The 20,702-nt window shown below is 45.9% G+C and carries 7 protein-coding genes; all 7 read left to right on the forward strand.

What is annotated here, in order from left to right:
* Positions 1–105: 105 nt before the first annotated feature.
* The 7 genes from FHS57_RS27860 to FHS57_RS27890 all read left to right on the forward strand — a co-directional run bounded on the left by FHS57_RS27860 (position 106) and on the right by FHS57_RS27890 (position 20,641).
* Positions 106–3,312 carry a SusC/RagA family TonB-linked outer membrane protein gene (locus tag FHS57_RS27860; protein WP_374758008.1) on the forward strand — a complete coding sequence of 1,069 codons (3,207 nt, stop codon included), beginning with the start codon at positions 106–108 and terminating at the stop codon, positions 3,310–3,312.
* 49 nt (positions 3,313–3,361) lie between these two features.
* Entirely contained in the window at positions 3,362–4,861 is a 1,500-nt protein-coding gene (locus FHS57_RS27865; RefSeq protein ID WP_183979463.1) for a SusD/RagB family nutrient-binding outer membrane lipoprotein, read from the forward strand.
* Between the two features lie 196 nt (positions 4,862–5,057).
* Positions 5,058–6,524: a PhoX family protein gene (locus FHS57_RS27870; protein WP_183979465.1), complete on the forward strand. Its 1,467-nt coding sequence runs from the start codon at positions 5,058–5,060 to the stop codon at positions 6,522–6,524.
* A gap of 68 nt (positions 6,525–6,592) precedes the next feature.
* A complete protein-coding gene (locus FHS57_RS27875; RefSeq protein WP_183979467.1) occupies positions 6,593–8,386 on the forward strand; it encodes a cytochrome-c peroxidase in 1,794 nt (597 codons plus the stop codon).
* A gap of 39 nt (positions 8,387–8,425) precedes the next feature.
* Positions 8,426–9,502: an alkaline phosphatase family protein gene (locus FHS57_RS27880; RefSeq protein WP_183979469.1), complete on the forward strand. Its 1,077-nt coding sequence runs from the start codon at positions 8,426–8,428 to the stop codon at positions 9,500–9,502.
* A gap of 144 nt (positions 9,503–9,646) precedes the next feature.
* Entirely contained in the window at positions 9,647–10,195 is a 549-nt protein-coding gene (locus FHS57_RS27885) for an HD domain-containing protein (RefSeq protein WP_183979471.1), read from the forward strand.
* Between the two features lie 156 nt (positions 10,196–10,351).
* Positions 10,352–20,641, forward strand: coding sequence for a LamG-like jellyroll fold domain-containing protein (locus FHS57_RS27890; protein WP_183979473.1), 10,290 nt, complete (start codon positions 10,352–10,354; stop codon positions 20,639–20,641).
* The last annotated feature ends 61 nt before the right edge of the window (positions 20,642–20,702 follow it).

A 20,702-nucleotide genomic window follows, 5' to 3' on the forward strand; every position in this document is an offset into this window, starting at 1 on the left:
ACATACTTCATCTTACATTAATCATGAGGTAACATCCACATTCTTACTTTGTGGCCTGAAATACACAAACTCTTCTTCATTCTTACAATTAACCATTCTGTACTTATGTTACAAGCTCTACCCCCAATTTTAGGGAAGAAAATCTGGGTGCTATGTTGTTTAGCGCTTTGTTTTTGCACCACGGTGTTTGCACAAGATATGACGGTGCAAGGAAAAATTATCGACGTCGAAAATAACACCCCGCTACCTGGCGTCAGCATCGTTATTAAAGGGACAAATAAAGGCACAAATACTGACGCCCAAGGCAAATACCGTTTGAGTGTCCCTGCCAATGCCTCTCTGGTTTTTTCGTTTGTGGGTTATACTCCTCAAGAAGTTTCGGTGGGCAATCGTACCGTCATTGACCTCTCTATGGCGCAAGATTTTCGTCAACTGAATGAAATTGTTGTAACTGCGCTCGGTATCAAAAAAGACGTTCGTCGCACGGGGGTTTCTATTCAAGGAATCGACGCAAGCCAAACCATCAAAGCCCGTGAACCCAATGCAGTTCAGGGTCTGGTTGGAAAAGTAGCGGGCTTAACGATTGGAATGAGCGCCGAAATGCTCCGTCGTCCACAAGTAATACTTCGTGGTAATACGGATATTTTGTACGTAGTGGATGGTGTACCTATCAACTCAGACACTTGGAACATCAGCCCCGACGACATCGAAAGCTACTCCGTATTGAAAGGAGCTTCGGCATCGGCTTTGTATGGTTTCCGTGGCAAAAACGGCGCTATTTTGATTACAACCAAGCGTGGCTCAAAAGATAAACGTGGCTTTGCGGTTGATTTTAATTCCTCAACCATGTTTGACAATGGATTTAACGCCATTCCAAAAGTACAAGATCAATATGGACCTGGCGACCACGGTGTTTATGAGTTTGTGGATGGTCGTGGGGGCGGTAAAAACGACGGAGATTATGACGTCTGGGGACCAAAATTTGAAGGACAGCCCATTGCTCAATACGACAGCCCTATCGACGCTGCAACTGGCAAACGCATTCCTACTCCATGGATCGCTCGCGGAACTGACAACTTAAAGCGGTATTTAGAAACAGGGGTATTATCAACCAACAACATTGCCGTATCGGCATCAGGTGACAAGTATAACGCCCGTTTCTCGTTGTCAAATACCTACCAAAAAGGGATTGTGCCTAACACCCGTCTCAACAGCTCTACCTTCAACACCTCGTTTGATTATAAGTTTAGCAACAAACTTTCTTTTGAGTCAAACTTGCAGTATAACCGCCAACAATCCCCCAATTTCCCTGACGTAAACTATGGCCCTAACTCCATGATTTACAACATTGTCATTTGGGCGGGTGCCGATTGGAATATCGACGACATGCGCAATTATTGGCAGCCTGGCAAAGAGGGTGTACAGCAAATTTACGCCGAATATCAGCGTTATAACAACCCTTACTTTATGGCGTATGAGTGGCTGCGGGGACACAATAAAACCGACATTGTGGGTCAAGTGGCGATGAAATACCAAATCGCCAACGGCATCGAAGCCATGTTGCGTACCCAAGTATCTTCGTGGAATACCCTTCGTACCGAAAAATTCCCGTTTTCGATGGGCACGTACGGACGCGACGAACGCCGTGGCGACTACCGCGAAGACCAGCGCAATTTGTTTGACAACAACACGGAATTGTTGGTAAAAATTGACAAAAAAATTGGCACTAATTTTTCGGTCAACGGTTTTGTGGGTGGAAATATCCGTACGTTCAACTTCAACTATAATTTCACTACCACTGATTACCTCAACGTACCAGGTGTTTATAGTTTTGCCAACTCAGCCAACCCTGTCAAACTCAGCAATTTCCGTTCGGCTATGGGGGTAAATTCGGCCTACTACTCGGCAGACTTCTCCTTCAAAAACTTGCTAACAGTCTCTACTACAGGCCGTATGGACCAATTATCAACGCTTCCTAAAGGGAACAACACGTTCTTTTACCCTTCGGTAGCTGCGAGTTTTGTCGTTTCTGATTTGGTTCAAAATTTAGGCCCCATTTCGTTTCTAAAATTACGTGGGTCGTATGCCAACGTAAAAGATGGTTTAACCTCTTCATCGTTCTCAGGCATTGGTTTGGGCTACGGCGACTCTTACACCTCTTCGTACGATGGCCCCACTTACCAAAACTCCGCCGTTTACAGTACGCCATTGACCTACAACAACCAACCTGCGGCCTTTTTTACAAACACGCTCAACAATGCTCAAATTAAGCCCAACTCTACTTCTCAGACTGAGTTTGGAGCCGACATTCGTTTCTTAAACAACCGCCTCAGCTTTGATGCTGCCTATTTTATCTCAAACGATGGGCCTCGTATCTTTAACTTGCCTCTTTCTACGACAACGGGGTATTCGGCGGCTTTGGTTAACGGTATCAAGACTCAGAAAAAAGGGATTGAACTTTCAATAACTGGCACGCCCATTAAAAATCTCAATGGATTAAATTGGGAAATTTTGGCCAACTGGTCCACCTTCAAGGAGCGTTTGACTGAGATTTACCCTGGTGTTGACCGTTTGAATCAATTCTTAAAAGTAGGTGACCGTACTGATGCGTACTACGACCAAACGTTTATCCGTACGCAAGATGGCCAATTGATCAATGACGCGGGAGGGCGCCCAATCATCAACCCAGTTAGTCAATTCCTCGGCTACCTAAATCCAGACTGGGTGTGGGGCTTAAACAACCGCTTCAATTACAAAAACTGGAATTTCAGCTTCCAATTTGACGGACGTGTAGGTGGTGTCATTGCCAATTACATTCAGCGTCAGACCTTCCGTGGAGGTCGTCACATTGCTACTGTGGATGGCGCTATGGGTGAGGCCCGTTTCCAAGATTACAAAGGTGTAAAATCATACGTTGGCGAAGGTGTGGTAGTTTCCAATAATGTAGCTATCAAATACGATGTTGATGGTAACATTACTAATTATGGCGAGCTTCAGTTTACTCCAAATACCACGAAGCAGTTTCTCCAAGACTACATCAGCCGACGGTATAGCCCCAACGGTGGCAACCTAATGGATCGTTCATTTGCCAAACTTCGCGAAGTCGTTATAGGGTACAATTTGCCAGCCAATTTGCTCCAAAAGACGTTCTTCAAACAAGCAAGCATCTCATTTGTTGGTCGTAACTTACTGTATTTTGCCGAGAAAAAAGACATTGACCTCGATCAGTTTGCAAACGGCTCACAAGGCAGTTCTGACCTTCAAACACCGACCATGCGTCGTTATGGAGTAAACATCAATTTAACATTCTAAAACAAGGCTCCAAACCCCCAATGGGGGATTCACATAAAATTTTATACCGATGAAAAATATTTTTAGACTTCTGTTATTATTCCCACTTTGGGGATTAGGGGGGTGCCAAGATTTTACTACTCTCGAAAAAGACCCTAACCGCCCTGTGAACGCACCTGCTTCGTTGGTTTTCAATGGGGTTTTGAACGACATGTACAATGTTGTAAACGGTGGAAGTGCTTGGGGAGACAAAGCCCGTTGGAACCAGTATTATTGCTCCAACTACAATTATTACGCGACCAACGAATATTCTTGGACGACCACCGACCTCTACTATTTTACGATAAAAAACGTATTAAAGATGGAAGAAGAAGCCAAAAGAGCGGGATTACCTGAACAAAATCCTTACAGTGCTTTGGGCAAATTTTTTCGGGCTTATTTCTTCGAAAATATGACAAAGCGCGTAGGCGATATTCCCATGACGGAAGCCCTCAAAGGGTTGGAATCACCTACACCTAAATACGACACTCAGAAAGCGGTGTACGTTCAGGTTTTGAAGTGGTTAGACAGCTCCAACGAGGAGTTAGCCGCCCTTATCGCCAAAGGAGATCGCAATTTATCGGGCGATATTTACCTTGGCAACGACCTTGTCAAATGGCAAAGAGCGGTTAATTCGTTCAAAATGAGGGTACTGATAAGTCTTAGTAGCAAAGATGCTGACGGTGAGTTGCAGGTAAAACAACGTTTTGCCGAAATGATTAGCAACCCTACTAAATTCCCAGTACAAGCAAGCATGAGCGATAACCTTCAATATACTTTTAATAACTTCAACAAATACCCCCGAAACCCATCCAATTTTGGTTTCAATGCCACGCGTGAGAACATGGCCAAGACGTACATTGATTTGCTCGTAACCCGTAAAGACCCGCGCGTTTTTGTCGTTGCTGAACCTGCCGAAGCCAAAATCAATGCAGGTTTGAAAGCCACTGATTACGAAGCATACGTAGGTGCCTCTTCGGGAGAAGATTTGGCCGATATGAGTACCAAAGTGCTCAAGGGAGAATATTCTTTCCAAAAACGTGCTCGGTATTACTCCAACGACGTTGGCGAGGCACTTTTCCTCATTGGTTATCCAGAATTGTGTTTTAACATTGCCGAAGGTATTAATCGTGGTTGGGCTACGGGTGATGCTGCTTCATGGTACAAAAAAGGCATTGAAGCATCCATGAGCCACTATGGTATCGCTGATGCAGCGACGCTAACCACTTACCTCGACGGTACGCTGGTAAAATACGCTGGCAACAATCAAACAGGTTTAAGTCAAATTGTCACTCAAAAGTACATCGCTTTCTTCCAAAACTCGGGATTAGAGCCATTTTACAACCAACGCCGTACGGGCATTCCTACTTTTCTGACAGGTGTAGGCACTGGCAACAGTGGTCGTATTCCGAAACGCTGGCAGTACCCAGCCACCGAACGTACCACCAACGTAACTAACTATAACTCTGCTCTTTCCTCACAGTTCACTGGTAAAGATGACGTGAACGACTTGATGTGGTTACTAAAATAAATGTTTTACTCATAGGCTAAGTGAACACTAAAGCGGGAGGTATTCTTCCCGCTTTACTCTTTTAAAACCGCCTAATGGTTAAGAAAACGCTATTTTTTTATCACTTAATTTTAAATAAGGATAAACTCTATTTCACACTAGGGTAACGTTTGCTCCTGTACTTTACACCGTAATTAAAATCAATAAAGTAAAGTACATGAAAATTACAAAATTTACTCTTGCAGCTTTTACTTCAGCGGCTCTCATGACGAGTTGTGTGAATGACCACGTAACTTCGCCTCCTACCGACGTCGTGTTGAAAAACCACTCGGTCAACCCTTCGCTCATTAAATCTCTTGCAGGTTTTGAGAATTTGGAAATCACTACGTTGATTTCTTCTGACGATAAACTTGAACAATCGCCTGACTTCGTATTTGGTGGACAGCCCGACGGCGCAGGTATCATCAAAAATCCTGCTGGTGATGGCTTTATCATGCTCAACAACCACGAGTTTAACCGTTCGGTATCGCGGGTTTATTTGGATAAAACTTTCAAACCAGTAAAAGGCGAATACATCGTTGATTATGACGGTGGTACTTGGCGTTTGTGTTCGGCTACATTGGCAACCCCCGAAGAGCACGGCTTTGGCCCCGTGTTTTTGACAGCAGGTGAAAGCGGTGCTGAGTCAATGGTACATGCGATTAATCCAACTGGGGCTGCGGACAAGAAGAACAAAGACCGTGTATTGCCTGCTTTGGGAAAAGCTTCAATGGAAAACGCCGTTCCACTTCCCAAAACTGCTTACAGCGGCAAAACTATCATCATCATTGGCGAAGACGATGGTGCTGGTCAGTTATTAGCTTATGTTTCAAACACGGTAGGCGATTTGCAAAACGGAAAACTTTATTTCTTGCGCCGTACGGATCAAAATGCGGTAGAAACCGACATGAAGCGTGGCACTTCTTATGACGTGGAGTTTGTGGAAGTAGATGATGCCAAAACACAAACTGGCGCGCAAATCGCAGCACAGTCGGTAACCAAAAAAGCCATTCAGTTTACACGTGTAGAAGATATTGACTATGGCAAAGGTTCTGCAGCGGCTGGTCGTGAAATTTACTTTACGGCAACTGGTCAAGCCAATAACCGCAAAGATCCAATTCCTGGCAAAACCATGTGGGGCCGTGTGTATCAGCTTTCGATGAATGCCAACGACCCATTGAAAGGCAAATTGCAGCTTATTGTAGATGGTGATGAAACTCCAAGCCTTTCGATTGTAAACCCAGACAACATTTGCGTAACACAAAACTTTGTTTACATCCAAGAAGATGGTGACTCGTTTTATTTGGACACCAAGCACGATGGCCGCATTTGGCAGTATAACATTGCTACTAAAGTACTCAAGCCAATGCTCGAAATGAACCACCGCCGTACTGAAACTACCTTCAATGACAAATACAACACTGTCAAGAGCGATTTATTGAGTTCTTGGGAATATGGCGCCATGTATGATGTTTCGGATTTGACGGGTATTCCTAACACCTTTGCTATTAATATTCACCCTCACACTTGGCGTGATGTCAAATATGCAGGTGTTGATGGCTCGACGTCCACAAAAACTACAGATTTGACCAGCTCTTTTACCGAGGGTGGTCAGGTAGTAATTGTACGCGGTATCCAGAAATAATAGTTGTTTTATCAAAAGCCTGTCAATTTTTTAAAAGTTGGCAGGCTTTTATTTTTTCCACCAATACTATGAACAAGTACTTTTTATTGCTGAGCACCTGTCTTTTTGCGGCAGTATTGATTGTAACCTGCCGCCCTCAAACAAGCCCTATTGAAGAATCCAAAACACAGTTCATCAAAGATCTAGATTCGCTTGAACACCTCGTCAATGGAGAATTGACTCAGCTTGCCCAGCATAGCAACGACCAAGATTCGTTACAGAAATCCTTTCTAAAAAGCAGACTTCAATACAAAAAAATAGAGCATTTAACTGAGTATTTCTTTCCCACCACAAGTCGTTTGGTAAACGGCCCGCCGCTGCCAGAATACGAACTCGAAGAGAACAAATCATTTGAACCTGGTGGCTTACAGGTTATTGAGGAACATCTGTTTCCGTTTGACTCCACAAACCGAGCGGAACTGCTGCGTGAAATAAAAAAACTTCAACCCGAGCTCCGCCGCTACCGCGAGCTTTGGGAAGCTACCGAATTTACGGAAGCACACCTATTTGATGCGATACGCTTACAACTTTTTAGAAACATTTCGCTTGGAATTTCTGGCTTTGATACACCACTTTGTAAAACCGCTACCCCAGAACTAGCCGTAAGTTTGGAAGCACTACAACAATACGCCAACCTGTTCAAAGGTTCTAAATCTGACGCTATCAATCAGTTGTTTAGAGAAGCCATCGCTTTTGCAAACCAGAACAACGACTTTGACACGTTCGACCGTCTTACCTTCATCACCAAATATGCCAACCCACTCACTACCCAGCTACTCGCCCAACAGAAAGAGCTACGAATCATGCCTTTCACGGAGTTGAGGGCTTTGCGGGGCGATGTCGCTACTTTATTTGACAAAAATGCGTTTGACCCCAACTACTACACAGGCAATGCCGATTTGTTTGTAAGTGATGCCAAAGTAGCACTTGGGAAAACACTTTTTTATGATACCCAACTTTCCGCTAAAAACAATCGTAGTTGTGCCACTTGCCACCAGCCACAAAAAGCATTTACGGATGGGTTACCCAAAAGTCTTAAATTGGGCGGTGGGCACATCGAACGCAACGCTCCTACAATTTTATACGCAGCGCTCCAACAGCGCCAGTTTCATGACCAGCGTGCCAATAGCCTTGAAGTCCAAACCCAAGATGTAATTCAAAACCGCGATGAGATGCACGGCTCTCTACCAGAGGCTTGCAATATTCTTCAAAAAGATGCGAAGTACATGGCCCTTTTTCGAAGTGCGTTTCCTGACTTAAAGCAAATAGAACCCAAGCACGTCATGAATGCCCTGGCCAGTTATGAGCGTAGTTTGATACCTTTCAACAGTCGTTTTGACCAGTATATGCGTGGCAAAGAAACTATGCTCACCGACTCCGAAAAGCGTGGTTTTAATCTTTTTATGGGCAAGGCCAAATGTGGCATTTGCCATTTTATGCCACTCTTCAACGGTACCGTTCCACCTTCATTCGCCAAAAGCGAGTCGGAAGTGATTGGGGTAATGACCGCTCCAAGGTCTCGTATAATTGACCCTGATTTAGGAAAAGGATTCAATTATCCCACCCTGCCCGACCTAAAATATGCGTTTAAAACACCCACAGTGCGTAACATTGCCCTTACTGCGCCTTATATGCACAACGGAGCTTACAAAACGCTTGAAGAAGTAATTGATTTTTACGACCACGGAGGTGCGGCAGGATTGGGTCTTGATTTGCCCAACCAAACCCTACCGTCTGACAAACTCAACCTCAGTAAAGAGGAAAAAGCCGATATGATAGCATTTTTGAAAGCTCTTACTGATATTGGGTCCAATTCTTTTTAAAATGACAGTCCATATTTAACCCCTGACTTTTTTTACAAAATGAAAACCATACTATCTTTCCTCTGCTCTCTCTTGATTACTTTATCAAGCATTGCCCAGCGCCAAACCGAAAACGTCATTCTGGTTACCACCGATGGCCTTCGCTGGCAAGAAATGTTTGGAGGGGCTGATTCTTCCCTCCTTTTTGACCCAACTTATACCAGCGATACGGCGAAATTAATAAAACAATTTTGGGCCAATACGCCCGAAGAACGCCGCCAAAAACTATTTCCATTTTTCTGGAGTACCATCGCCAAACAAGGTCAACTGTACGGAAACCGCTGGAATGGCAGTAAAATGAACATCTCGAACACCTACTGGTTTAGCTACCCAGGATACAACGAAATTTTGAGTGGCTTTGCCGATGAGCGAATCAACTCAAACGATAAAATCGACAACCCCAACACCACCGTTTTTGAGTTTATCAACAACCAACCAAAGTACAAAGGTAAAGTAGCCAGCTATGCAACTTGGGATGTGGTGCCGCACATTATCAATGAAAAACGAACTGGCATACCCGTCAATGCAGGCCACGAACCCGTCGCTAGTCCCAACCCTCGCGAACAATTGCTAAACGATATTCAAGATAAGTTACCTAGTCCTTGGGGTGAAACTCGCCAAGATTTTATTACCTACTACATGGCCAAAGAATACATTCAAAAAAATAAGCCTAAAGTATTTTTCTTGTCGTTTGACGAAACTGATGACTTTGCCCACGCGGGAAAATATGACCAGTATTTGCTAACGGCCAACATGGTTGATAAGTTTATCGCAGATTTGTGGACTTACCTCCAATCACAACCCGAATACAAAGGCAAAACCACGATTTTGCTCACCACCGACCACGGACGCGGACATACGCCTAAAGCCCGTTGGAAAGACCACGGCACCAAAACCCCCGATTGTTTTCAAATCTGGATGGGCGCTTTAGGCCCCGATACCCCTGCCAAAGGCGAAATGCAACACGCGGAAGTACTATTCCAAAACCAAATCGCTCAAACACTCGCCAAAGCGCTTGGGTTACATTTTACCTGTGAACATCCAGTAGGAGAAGCCATTCAAACGGTTTTTAAGTGAGTAAAGCTTCGTCTGACTATCGTCTGACGATTAAACCAGTCAGACGACAGTCAGACGGGGTACAGCAAATAATTTTTAAGTGAATAAAACTTCGTCTGACTATCGTCTGACGAAGAAAGATAATTCAACTTTTCATTCAAAAAAATGTCCGCAATCACCACCATTCGTCAACTTTTTGAAGCACAAGGAGATGACCAATACTACGGCGAAGACGTAAGCCAACTCGAACATGCCGCCCAAGGCGCCGATTTAGCCCGAAAAGGAGGCTTTGACCAAGAAGTGCAAGTAGCCGCTTTTTTACACGATATTGGCCACTTAATGCCAACCGAGCTCGAAGAAGAACTCATGGCAGAATACGGCCGCAAAGACCACGAAGAAGTAGCGGCCGATTGGCTCCGTGACCAAGGTTTTCCCGAAAAGGTGTGCATTTTGGTTGCTAACCACGTCAATGCAAAACGGTACTTGACCTTCAAAAACCCCAAGTATTTTGCGGGACTTTCGGAAGCAAGTCTAAAAACACTAGAGTTTCAAGGGGGCCCAATGAATGCCGAAGAAGCCGCTACTTTTGAACAAAATCCTTACTTTGACTTAATCATTCAGATGCGTCGCTGGGACGAAGCCGCCAAAGTCACAGGTTTAGCCAAACCCAACTTAGAGTACTACCTTCAACTGTGCGAAGAGGTATTGGCCTGAGTTTACCCGAGCCCCAACAATGATTTTTTGCGAATTATTTCCCTAAAAACACCCCTTTAGAACAAATCGGACAGTCGCTGTCCGATTTGTTCTAACAGTTAACCCGCTGAATTTAGCTGTTTTGCGAAGTACATAGACAATCACTTCGTGAAACGTATGAAAGCGAACCTCTACCCTTCTTTCTTCTCCAAAACCAACCGTAGTCTGCTCCTCCTATGTGGTGTTTTTCTCGGTTTACTATTCATGTCTGGCAACCCTACGTTTGCCCAAATTACCATTTCTGAAGACTTTGATTACGGAACGACTTCGGGAGACTTAACCAACCAAAACGGCGGAACTGGCTTTGCCGCAGCTTGGTCAGGAGGCACAGGCGCCTACACCGCCACGGGACTAAGTTTCGGAGGTTTAACCAGCCCAGGTGGGGCAATGATTGTTGCTAGCGGTTCGAATGCCCGTCGGCAAATCACGACGGGGTTTGACGCCGCTGGTCCTATTTCAGGAAGTTTTTTATTCAAGCTAAATGCAGCGCCCGCCAGTTCGTCGGTATTGATGTTGGGGCTAGGAACGAATGCTTCTACCAACAACCAAAATCACTATCTAGGATTTCTACCTGCCAACGATGGGCAATCGGGTAACCCTGCCCTTGGCATCAGAGGAACAGGAATCTCAGCCATGACAGGTGGAGCAGCATTGACCACTGGAACCACCTACCTGTACGCCTTTTCTTACGGCAACGGTTCGACGTCTGCGTGGATTCTGTCGTTGGCACAGTACAACAATTTTTTTAATGGTACTACGCTCGACCAAACAGCCATGAATGCCGCTACGATAGGTTCGGCTGCAACGAACGTAACAGGAAAAGTTACCATTGCCACCAATTCATCGAACCTAACGACGATGAATTACCTTTTTTCATACTTTTTCAGCAATGGTAGCCTAACCGTTGACCGTGTTCGAATGTCAGGCACGGCAGCATTAGGGGGGCTTGGCAGTGCTACAACCAGCTATACCTTCAACGGTACCAACAGCACCGATTGGGCGACAGCTTTCAATTGGAGTGGTGCGGTCGTACCTACTTCGGCAAATTTGGCCAGCGGTGACGCCGTCGTAATTGCGTCAAATTGTACCATCACTGGGGGGGCTATTTCTTTTCCGTCTGGTACGTCATTGACCATCAATGCCTCGACTACCTTCACAATGACCAGTACCCCGACCATTACCATTCAATCGGGTGCAACACTTACCATTAATGGTACTTTAACCGCCAACAATGGTACCTTGAACAACGCGGGTACTATGAACACTGCCTCAACGGGTAACTTCTCCAATCCAAGTGGCAGTTTTAACAATTCAGGGACGTTCAATCATAGTGGCACCAGTACCTCCACGTATGGCGGTTTTACAAATACAGGGACGATTAATAATTCGGGAACGTTGAATAGTAGTCAATACATCAATGTTCAAAATAATGGTACGTTTACAAACAACAGTGGCGGCTCAGTTCAATTCAACGGCTTTATCAATGCTGCAAACAAGACCATCACCAATAATGGGTCAATGGCAGCAGCGTTGGACAATGCTGGGACATTCATCAACAATAACACCTTTAGTTTTAACTATCTCGGCGTTTCAAACCGTTCAGGAGCGACCCTGACCAATAGCACAGGGGCTACAATGGCGTTTGGTTTGTTGGCTTTTTCCAACAGCGGCACCTTCAACAATAACGGTACGTATTCAATGACGCAAGGAAGTGGTTTGGCAAGTTTCGCGAATACGTCAACAGGAATAATCACGAATACTGGAACGATGACTATCGGGGCGTCTGTGCCTGCTACAAATGCTGGAACAATCACTAATGAAACATCATCTACTTTCACCAATAATGGTACCTTGAGTGGTGCGGGTACGTTGACCAACAATGGTACGTACAAAGGGGCAGGTAGTTACTCGGGAAGTTTGTTTACCAACCCCAATGGAAGTTTTGTGGCACCAGGAAATTCGCCTGGCTGCCATTCTTTTTCCAACGGTTATACCAACAACGGTACTCTTCAAATTGAATTGGGCGGAACTACTGCTTGTACCCAATACGACCGCCTGAACATCACAGGTACGGCAACCCTTGGGGGAACCCTCGACGTTTCTCTTATCAATAGCTACACGGGTAGCAACGGCCACCAACTCACTATCATAAATGCCACCACTTTGTCGGGGACTTTTTCGACGGTTAACCTTCCTGCCAATTGGTACATCAACTACAACCTGCCTTCCGCAGGACAAGTGACATTGTCGTACAATGCCCCCATTACAGCGGGAGCGGCTCTTTCTTTTGACGGAACCAACGATTATGTGAGTGTACCTGATGCCAATATACTTGACTTTGGGGCAAGTCTTACCCTTGAAGCTTGGGTTAAACCAGCCAGTTTTAATTCATACAACATCATTATTGACAAACGTACCAATACGGATGCGACTGCCAACTATGGCCTGACATTGACCAATGGAAAACCGATGTTTTATTTTTGGACCAACTCCAGTGATAGCCGCTTTCACACGGCCCCAAGTGCTATTTCTTTGAATACATGGAGCCATATCGCGGCCACTTACGACGGAGCCAAAGTAAAACTATACGTCAATGGGGTACTGGTCTATTCGCAAGCAGAGACGCAGATTCCTCCCTCTACAAACCAACCGTTGAGTATCGGTAGAAACCCCAGTTCTCTTCAATACTTTAACGGTGCGATCGATGAAGTACGGATTTGGAATACCGTGCGTACCTGCGACCAAATTGGCCAACAGTACAACTGTGAATTAGTGGGGAATGAAAGCGGGCTTGTGGCGTATTACAAATTCAACCAAGGAGCAGCGGATAGTAATAATTCCTCTATTTCAAGTCTGACGGACGCCACTGCAAACGGCAATCATGGAACTTTTAACAATTTTGCGCTCAGCGGTAGCACCTCCAATTTCATAGCTACTGGCAGTGTCACGACGGGTACGAGTTGCCCGACGGTTGTTGCCCCTGAAATTGACTTACAGGGTGGCACACCGCTGACTTCTATCTCAAGTGGAGACTCCAGCCCTGCTACCGCCGATGGTACTGATTTGGGTAATGTTCTAGTAAATGGGTCGTTGACGCGCACTTTCACCATTTTGAATACAGGAAACAATACGCTGACTATCACCGACATTACATCCAATAACACCAAGTTTACCATCACCAATAAACCAACCTCGGTGGCGGCAAATAGTTCTGCAACCTTCGATGTTGTATTTAATCCTACGGCAACAGGGGCACAAAATGCCACTATTTCTGTCACCAATAACGACTGCGACGAAAGCCCGTACACTTTTATCGTGACTGGTGCTGGGGCAACTACAGGGGCTGCTCTTCACTTTGATGGCTCTAATGACCTTATTACAGCATCGGGCTTACTCCCAACCCCACCGACTCAGTTCACCGTCGAGTTTTGGCTAAAACCCGAGTCATTGAGCGACTACAACCAAGAAATCTCAATTGGAAGTGCCTCTAGTGGGCATTGGAATGGCTTTGCATTTCATACCACAGCCAACGGCTCAGTGTATGTAGGTACTGATATAGCGAGCAGAATGACCCCCGTAAACATTCCTGCCAACACCGTTGTACTTAATACTTGGCAGCACTTTGCGTATGTTTATAACAATGGGACGGGCTATTTTTACAAAAACGGCGTTTTGTTATATACCAAGGGCAACAGCGCACCGCCTAGTTTTGATGTGTTACGAATTGGTTCGGGTTGCTGTCTGCCTATCAAGGGAGCATTGGACGAATTGCGTATTTGGAACACAGCCCGTACTTGTGAGCAGATTAGTCAACAGCGTAGTTGTGAATTGACAGGTACAGAAGCAAATTTAGTGGCCTATTACCCTTTCAACCAAGGATTTGCGGGCAGCGACAACAGTGGTACAACTACATTAAATGATTTGGCCACAACCATTGGCGGAGCTAATAATGGTACGTTGACAGGCTTTGCACTCACTGGAACTACTTCCAACTGGATTGCCGCTGGAGGAGTCATTTCAGGCACCAATTGCCCTGCGGTAGTCGCTCCCGAAATTAACGTACAGGGTGGTTCACCTTTGGTTTCCATTTTGAACGGTAGTACATCTACCTCGACGGCCAATCATACTGATTTTGGCAGTGTGAACATTAACAGCGCTTTGGAACGGACGTTCACCATTCAAAATACTGGCAATGATGCTTTGACCCTCACTAACATTACGTCTAATAATGCTACGTTTGTGGTAAGCAATGTCCCCACAACGGTTGCGGCCAATAGCTCAGCTACTTTTACCGTGACTTTTACACCGACAGCTACAGGTGCTCAAAATGCCACAATTACAGTACTAAACAATGATTGCGACGAAGCCAATTACACTTTTACCATCTCTGGAACAGGAAGTTGTGTAGCGCCATCTTTCTCAGTCTGTCCTACGAACCAAACGGCAAACACAGCCGCTGGCGGATGTACCGCAACGGTCAATTACACCGCAACGGCTACGGGCAATCCTACTCCCACAATCTCATACGTATTTACTGGAGCCACCGTTGGTAGCGGCAGTGGAACAGGTAGCGGATCAGTTTTCAATAAAGGAATTACTTCCGTTACCCTCACGGCGGCCAACGGCTGTGGAAATAACGCCACCTGTACATTTAATGTCACCGTCAATGATACCGAAGCGCCCGTGCTTCATTGTCCTTCCAACCAAACAATGACAGTGGCTTCAGGTGGCTGTACCACCGATTATACCATAGCAGACCCGCTATCGGATAATTGTTCGGGAGCCACTTGGGGATATATCTTGAGCGGAGCAACCACAAAAACCATTAGTGGGGTGGCCGATGGCGCAAGTAGTGGGGCAATTAGCTTTAACGTTGGTACTACAACAGTTACCTTAACAGGAACCGATGGAACCAACTCAGCTGTGGGCTGTACTTTCACCGTAACGGTCAATGCTCCTGAAATCAACGTCAAAGGAAAAGGTCAGGACATTGTCGATGGCACAACGGGTACGTCGGAATTGAATGATACAAATTTTGGGACTACTTCAGGAGCAGCCCTTACGAGAACCTTTACCATTCAGAATACGGGAACCGCTCCGCTTACGATTAGTGCCCTCACGAGCAGCAATACAAAATTCAAAGTAAGTGAGCTGAGTTCGCCGAGTCCGCTTTCTTCAGGCAGTTCTGCTACATTTACAGTTACTTTTTCCCCCAACTCCATTACTACCCAAACCAGCGTTATTTCGATAATAAACGACGATTGTAACGAATCAACGTACGATTTTGACGTATCAGCGACAAGTACCTCGGTCAATGCCAATGCCCTATATTTTGACGGATACGATGATCTCATTGAAGTTCCTATGCCGACCCCATTGTTTGGTACCAATTCAACCACCGTTGAGTTTTGGGCAAAAGGAGCTCCTAACTTCTCATTTCCCATCAATTTTACTGGGTCTGGAACGACCATAATTTTGGGGCCAACGTTGGCACTAGCTGTTTACGGGGACAATACCTATTTCACAGGTTATCCCATCGAAGATTGCTGGCACCATTATGCTTTCACTTACAACGGCACAACGAGCACCGTGTATGCCTACGTGGATGGCCAACCGACACCAACGGCCAGCTTTCAAGGTAATTTCCCCACCGTTAGTACAAATATGTGGTTGGGCTCACGGGCAGGCAGTTATCCCTGGAACGGTACCATGGATGAGCTACGTGTTTGGAATGTTCAACGAACGCAAGCCCAAATACAAGCCAATTTATTCAATGAGTTAGCAGGAAATGAAAGTGGTCTGGTTGCGTATTACAATTTCAACCAAGGGACGGCAGGCGGTGATAATACAGGCAATACCTCCCTTTTTGATGCTCAAACCAATGGTACTGCCAGAACTGGCACCATGACAGGATTTGCGCTCAACGGAACAACCTCCAACTGGATTGCTTCGGGTGGGTTGCAGCACTATCCTGAAATCGATATTCAAGGAAATACCACTTCGATTGTCGATGGTGACACCTCCCCTGCTGACACCGACCATACAAGTTTTGGCGATGTATTTATTGGAAATTCGCTTGTTAGAACCTTTACTATCAAAAATACAGGAACCAAAGAATTGAACATCGGTTCCATTGGAAGTTCAAATTCGTTATTTAAGGTAGGAAGTTTGAGTACCGCCAGCCCATTAGCCGTAAACGCATCCGCTACTTTTACCGTTACCTTTACTCCCACTGCCCTTGGAGCTCAATCAGCAACCATCACTGTCAACAACGACGACTGTAACGAAGCAGTGTACGATTTCGAGGTTTCAGGATTAAGCTCTTGTACCGCAACTGCCACCATAAGTGGAACCAATTCAGCCATTTGTGCGGGCAACAATGCCGTTTTCACGCTGACGGGGACTAACGGCGCTGTTGTTACGTACAACGTCAACGGTGGTTCTAATGCTACCACCACCCTCACGGGAGGAACCGCAACAGTGACAATTTCGGGCGTTACTGCAAACCAAACGCTCAATTTGGTATCGGTCAACGACGGTACTTGTACGCTAAACCTTTCGGCCTCGGCTACGGTCACGGTCAAACCGCTTCCGAGCATCAACGTACCTGCCACGGCGATTTGTATAGGTGGAAATCTTACACTTTCGCCCAACACAGGAGGGGTTTGGACAAGCAGCGATGAAAGCAAAGCTACTGTCACGAATGCTGGACAAGTAACGGCGATTGCCAGCGGAAATGTAACGTTTACTTTTACCGAAACCGTAACAGGATGCAGCAGTACTACTCCTACAATCACTGTCAATGCTTTACCCACATCGGTGGTCAGTGGGGGCGGCACGGTTTGCTCTACCGAACCACTTCCCAACGTTTCGATTGCGTTAACTGGGACTGGGCCGTGGAGTTTAGTTTACTCAAACGGAACGACATCCACTTCAAGAACAGGCATTTCAAGCAGCCCATATACCATTGTAGGCGCAGCGGCAGGGACGTACACAGTCACGAGCGTAAGCGATGCCAATTGTACAGGGACTTCCATGAGTGGTTCGGCGCTTGTAAAGGTCAATCCAATGCCTACTTTAGTGGCAGGGGCGGTCACTTCGCCAACCTCTTGCGCGGGTACAAACGGAAAAATTGCCTTTACTACCACTAATTTGCCCGACGGCGATTACCAGCTTACCTACACAGGGGCAGGAAGTCCTAAAACAGTAACGGTTTTGTCCAATACGTTTACGTTAGGTGGATTGTCGGCAGGTGTTTACAGCAGTTTCTCAATAACGTACAACAACTGTACTGCCACCTTAGCAGATGCCCAATCACTCAGCGACCCATTAGCCCCAGTTTTATCCATAAAATCGACCTCAAACCCCAGTACTTGTTTGGGGAATGATGGCCGTATCGTTTTTAGCACCACGAATTTACCCGACGGAAACCACCCCATCGCTTTTACGGGCACAGGTAGTCCTAAAACACTTAGTGTAGCGGCAGGAGTTGGAACGTTAGAAGGCTTGTCGGCAGGGACATATACCAATTTCTCTGTGAGTTATTCAGGTTGCACGGGTACTTTAACTGAGTCAGCTACCTTAAATGACCCCTCTACTCCCGTCCTTGTTGCAGGAGCCGTTACCAATCCAAGTACTTGCTCGGGTAGCGACGGGAGAATTGCCTTTACCACCCAACAATTGCAAGATGGCAGTTATTCACTAAACTACACGGGAGCAGGAAGCCCTAAAACCGTCAATGTCGTAGCTAATGGATTTACCCTGTCTTCTTTACCTGCGGGCGAATACAGTACGTTTTCCATTACCCGTTCAGGCTGTACAGGTTCGGACATAACTTCTAAAACCTTGTCTGACCCCAATCCCCCAACAATTACCCTCGGTGCGATTCCTGCTATTTGTGCAGGGGCAACTTCATTTACCATTCCGTACACGGCGACTACTCTTTCGCCCGTTACTTATTCGGTTGCTGGCGCTGGAATTGTTGCAGAAACTAACCAAAGTTTAACTCCTAGCTTCATTACGGTTCAGTTATCGGCTCCCGCATCAGGAACTTCGATGCATTTTACATTGACCGTCAAAAACGGGAATCAATGCGTTTCTCAACCGCTTACGGGCACCGTTGTAGTTCGCCCACTACCAACAGCTACCATTCAAGGCACCACAACGGTGTGCCTCAATGCCCCTATGCCAACTATTCAATTTACGGGAGCTTCAACTACTTCTCCCTACACATTTTCTTTCAAACTAAATGGAAATAGTACCCAAAGTATCACGACCTCAAGTGGTAACAGTGCCAGTCTCAACGCCGCAACCAACCAAGCGGGCGTGTTTACCTATACGTTAGAAAAGGTCAGCGACACCTATGGTTGTAGCCAACCTCAAAACGGTTCGGCAACGGTTACGGTGTTAACCAAACCCACTTTTACTTTAACGACCCAACAAGTGACATTGAATGAAGGCAATTCACAAACCTTCTGCGATACAGATGCGAATCCCGTGAACAGTTTACAGTTTAATGTTACGGGTTTGTGTGTGGTGGGTTCGCCCGTTTGGCGAGTTCAAATAGGCAGTGGCGTATGGAGTGACTGGTCACCCATTTCACCCATTTCCCAATTATCCAATAACCAACCCCACCGCTATCAAGCGGCCTGTGATCGTACTTGTCCAGTAACTTATACCAGCCCAATTGAAGTGACCATTAATAGCCGAGCTTCGGTACCGCAAAATGTGTCATTAGCCGTAGATGGGGTTAGTGTGGCAGCGGGTGAAACGAAAGAGGTGTGTAGTTTGGTCAATACAACGCTTCTTTTCGCTGCCAACTGTGCCACGGACGAGATGACGCTCTATTCGGTGGATGGGGGCGATTATAGCGCAGGAGTGCCCGTAGGATTGGTGGACAATCAATACCATAATTATCGGGTGCGTTGCCGCAAATCGAACGGGTTGCCATCGTGCATAGAAACTGAGTCAGGTGTGATGCGTTTAAAATTGGTCTTAATTCCATCTGCCCCAACAGTCTCATTATCATCAACGGGAAGTTGTAATTCCACTGCAAGTTTCGGTGGGCAATCATCTTGTGGTAGTTTGAAAACAGTTTGGTACAATGCCACTACCCACATCGCCTTGCCAAGCCTGCCCACCACTGTTCCTTTGGAAACTACCTCGTACTACGCCCGTTGTCAGACTGAAAACGGCTGCGTGAGTGAAAAAAGTAACGTGGTAACGTTTACGATAACACCTACCCAGGTAGCTCCCATCGTAACTGTTTCTCAAGAATTAGTTTGCACTGGTACAACCGTGACCGTTTCAGCCAACTGCCCCGCAGGAAGTACAACCTTCTGGAACACAGGCATCACAACGCCAAGTTTTGAGGTATCATTCAGCAATGTCACCAAGCAAAGTTACTGGGCAAAGTGTCTCTTTGAAAGCGGTTGCCAAAGTGCGGAGAGCATTCGCAAAGACATTTACTGGAATGCGTTTGTCGTAACATTAATCAATATCGGCCAAACCAAATCAGCGGTAAAAACCAACGACCGTTCTGCTTGGTCGAGCCAATTCATCACCCGCGACGGTGGCCCTGAATTGGAGCAGAGCACGCAGCAAAACCCAACGCTTTATTATGTTGAGCATCCCAATAAAATTGCTCCTCGTTATTGGACAATCAACGTAGATGCTTGTGCATTAGGAACAAATGGTTCGCTAACGTTTGATATGTTGGCAACGCCAGAAATGGGCGCTATCCGCTCATTTAATACCCACGAAAACAACGCCCCCTACTTTATGTACGCCAACCGTGATGGCTGGACGGAGTTATACGCTCAAAACCATCCAGCTTACGGTTTTTTTGCAGACAATGGCAACGGAGGCAATCAATACGACGAAGGCTTACCGAAAGGTTTGTATAAGTTAAGTGTACGGTATTGGGATAAAAAGGGCTGGGGTAGTATTTATCCTGCAACGCGCCAAGCCCAGGGCAGTGTATTGGCTTACCAAGAATACTGGTTCCGTATTCAGTCCAAAGAGGGCGTCGGAGTGGGTGCAGCGCGGACAGCGGATAGCGGTCAGCAGTCAGCAGCCAGCGAAGAGGTAAAAAGCAAAGAGCAAGGAACAAATGCGCAAGGGTCGGATAACGGAAAACAGCTAACCGATAACGGCACCTTCGCTACCGTTCTCCCCAACCCCGTGACCAACACCCTTCACCTCAAAGTACAAAAAAGCAAAGGGCAAGTCGTTCAAACTACATTGAGGGATGCTTCAGGCCGACAAATTTTTAGTTATTCTTTTCAACCTGAGTCAAACACTCATCAGGAAGAAATGGAAGTTACAAATCTTCCTAGTGGTCTTTATTTCTTAAACGTACAAACCCAAATGGAACAAGTAACGTTGAAAGTGATTAAAATAAATTAAAAAACACACAAATAAGGAGGTAGCCTTGGATGCTACCTCCTCTTATCATAAAAAGTACTTC

It is taken from the genome of Runella defluvii, from assembly GCF_014195535.1.
Classification (GTDB): Bacteria; Bacteroidota; Bacteroidia; order Cytophagales; family Spirosomataceae; genus Runella; species Runella defluvii.

Excerpts from the sequence above, each read along its gene's own strand:
- FHS57_RS27865 (WP_183979463.1), top strand. The coding sequence starts at position 3,362 with ATGAAAAATATTTTTAGACTTCTGTTATTATTCCCACTTTGGGGATTA.
- FHS57_RS27860 (WP_374758008.1), top strand. The coding sequence starts at position 106 with ATGTTACAAGCTCTACCCCCAATTTTAGGGAAGAAAATCTGGGTGCTA.
- FHS57_RS27890 (WP_183979473.1), top strand. The coding sequence starts at position 10,352 with ATGAAAGCGAACCTCTACCCTTCTTTCTTCTCCAAAACCAACCGTAGT.
- FHS57_RS27870 (WP_183979465.1), top strand. The coding sequence starts at position 5,058 with ATGAAAATTACAAAATTTACTCTTGCAGCTTTTACTTCAGCGGCTCTC.
- FHS57_RS27875 (WP_183979467.1), top strand. The coding sequence starts at position 6,593 with ATGAACAAGTACTTTTTATTGCTGAGCACCTGTCTTTTTGCGGCAGTA.
- FHS57_RS27880 (WP_183979469.1), top strand. The coding sequence starts at position 8,426 with ATGAAAACCATACTATCTTTCCTCTGCTCTCTCTTGATTACTTTATCA.
- FHS57_RS27885 (WP_183979471.1), top strand. The coding sequence starts at position 9,647 with ATGTCCGCAATCACCACCATTCGTCAACTTTTTGAAGCACAAGGAGAT.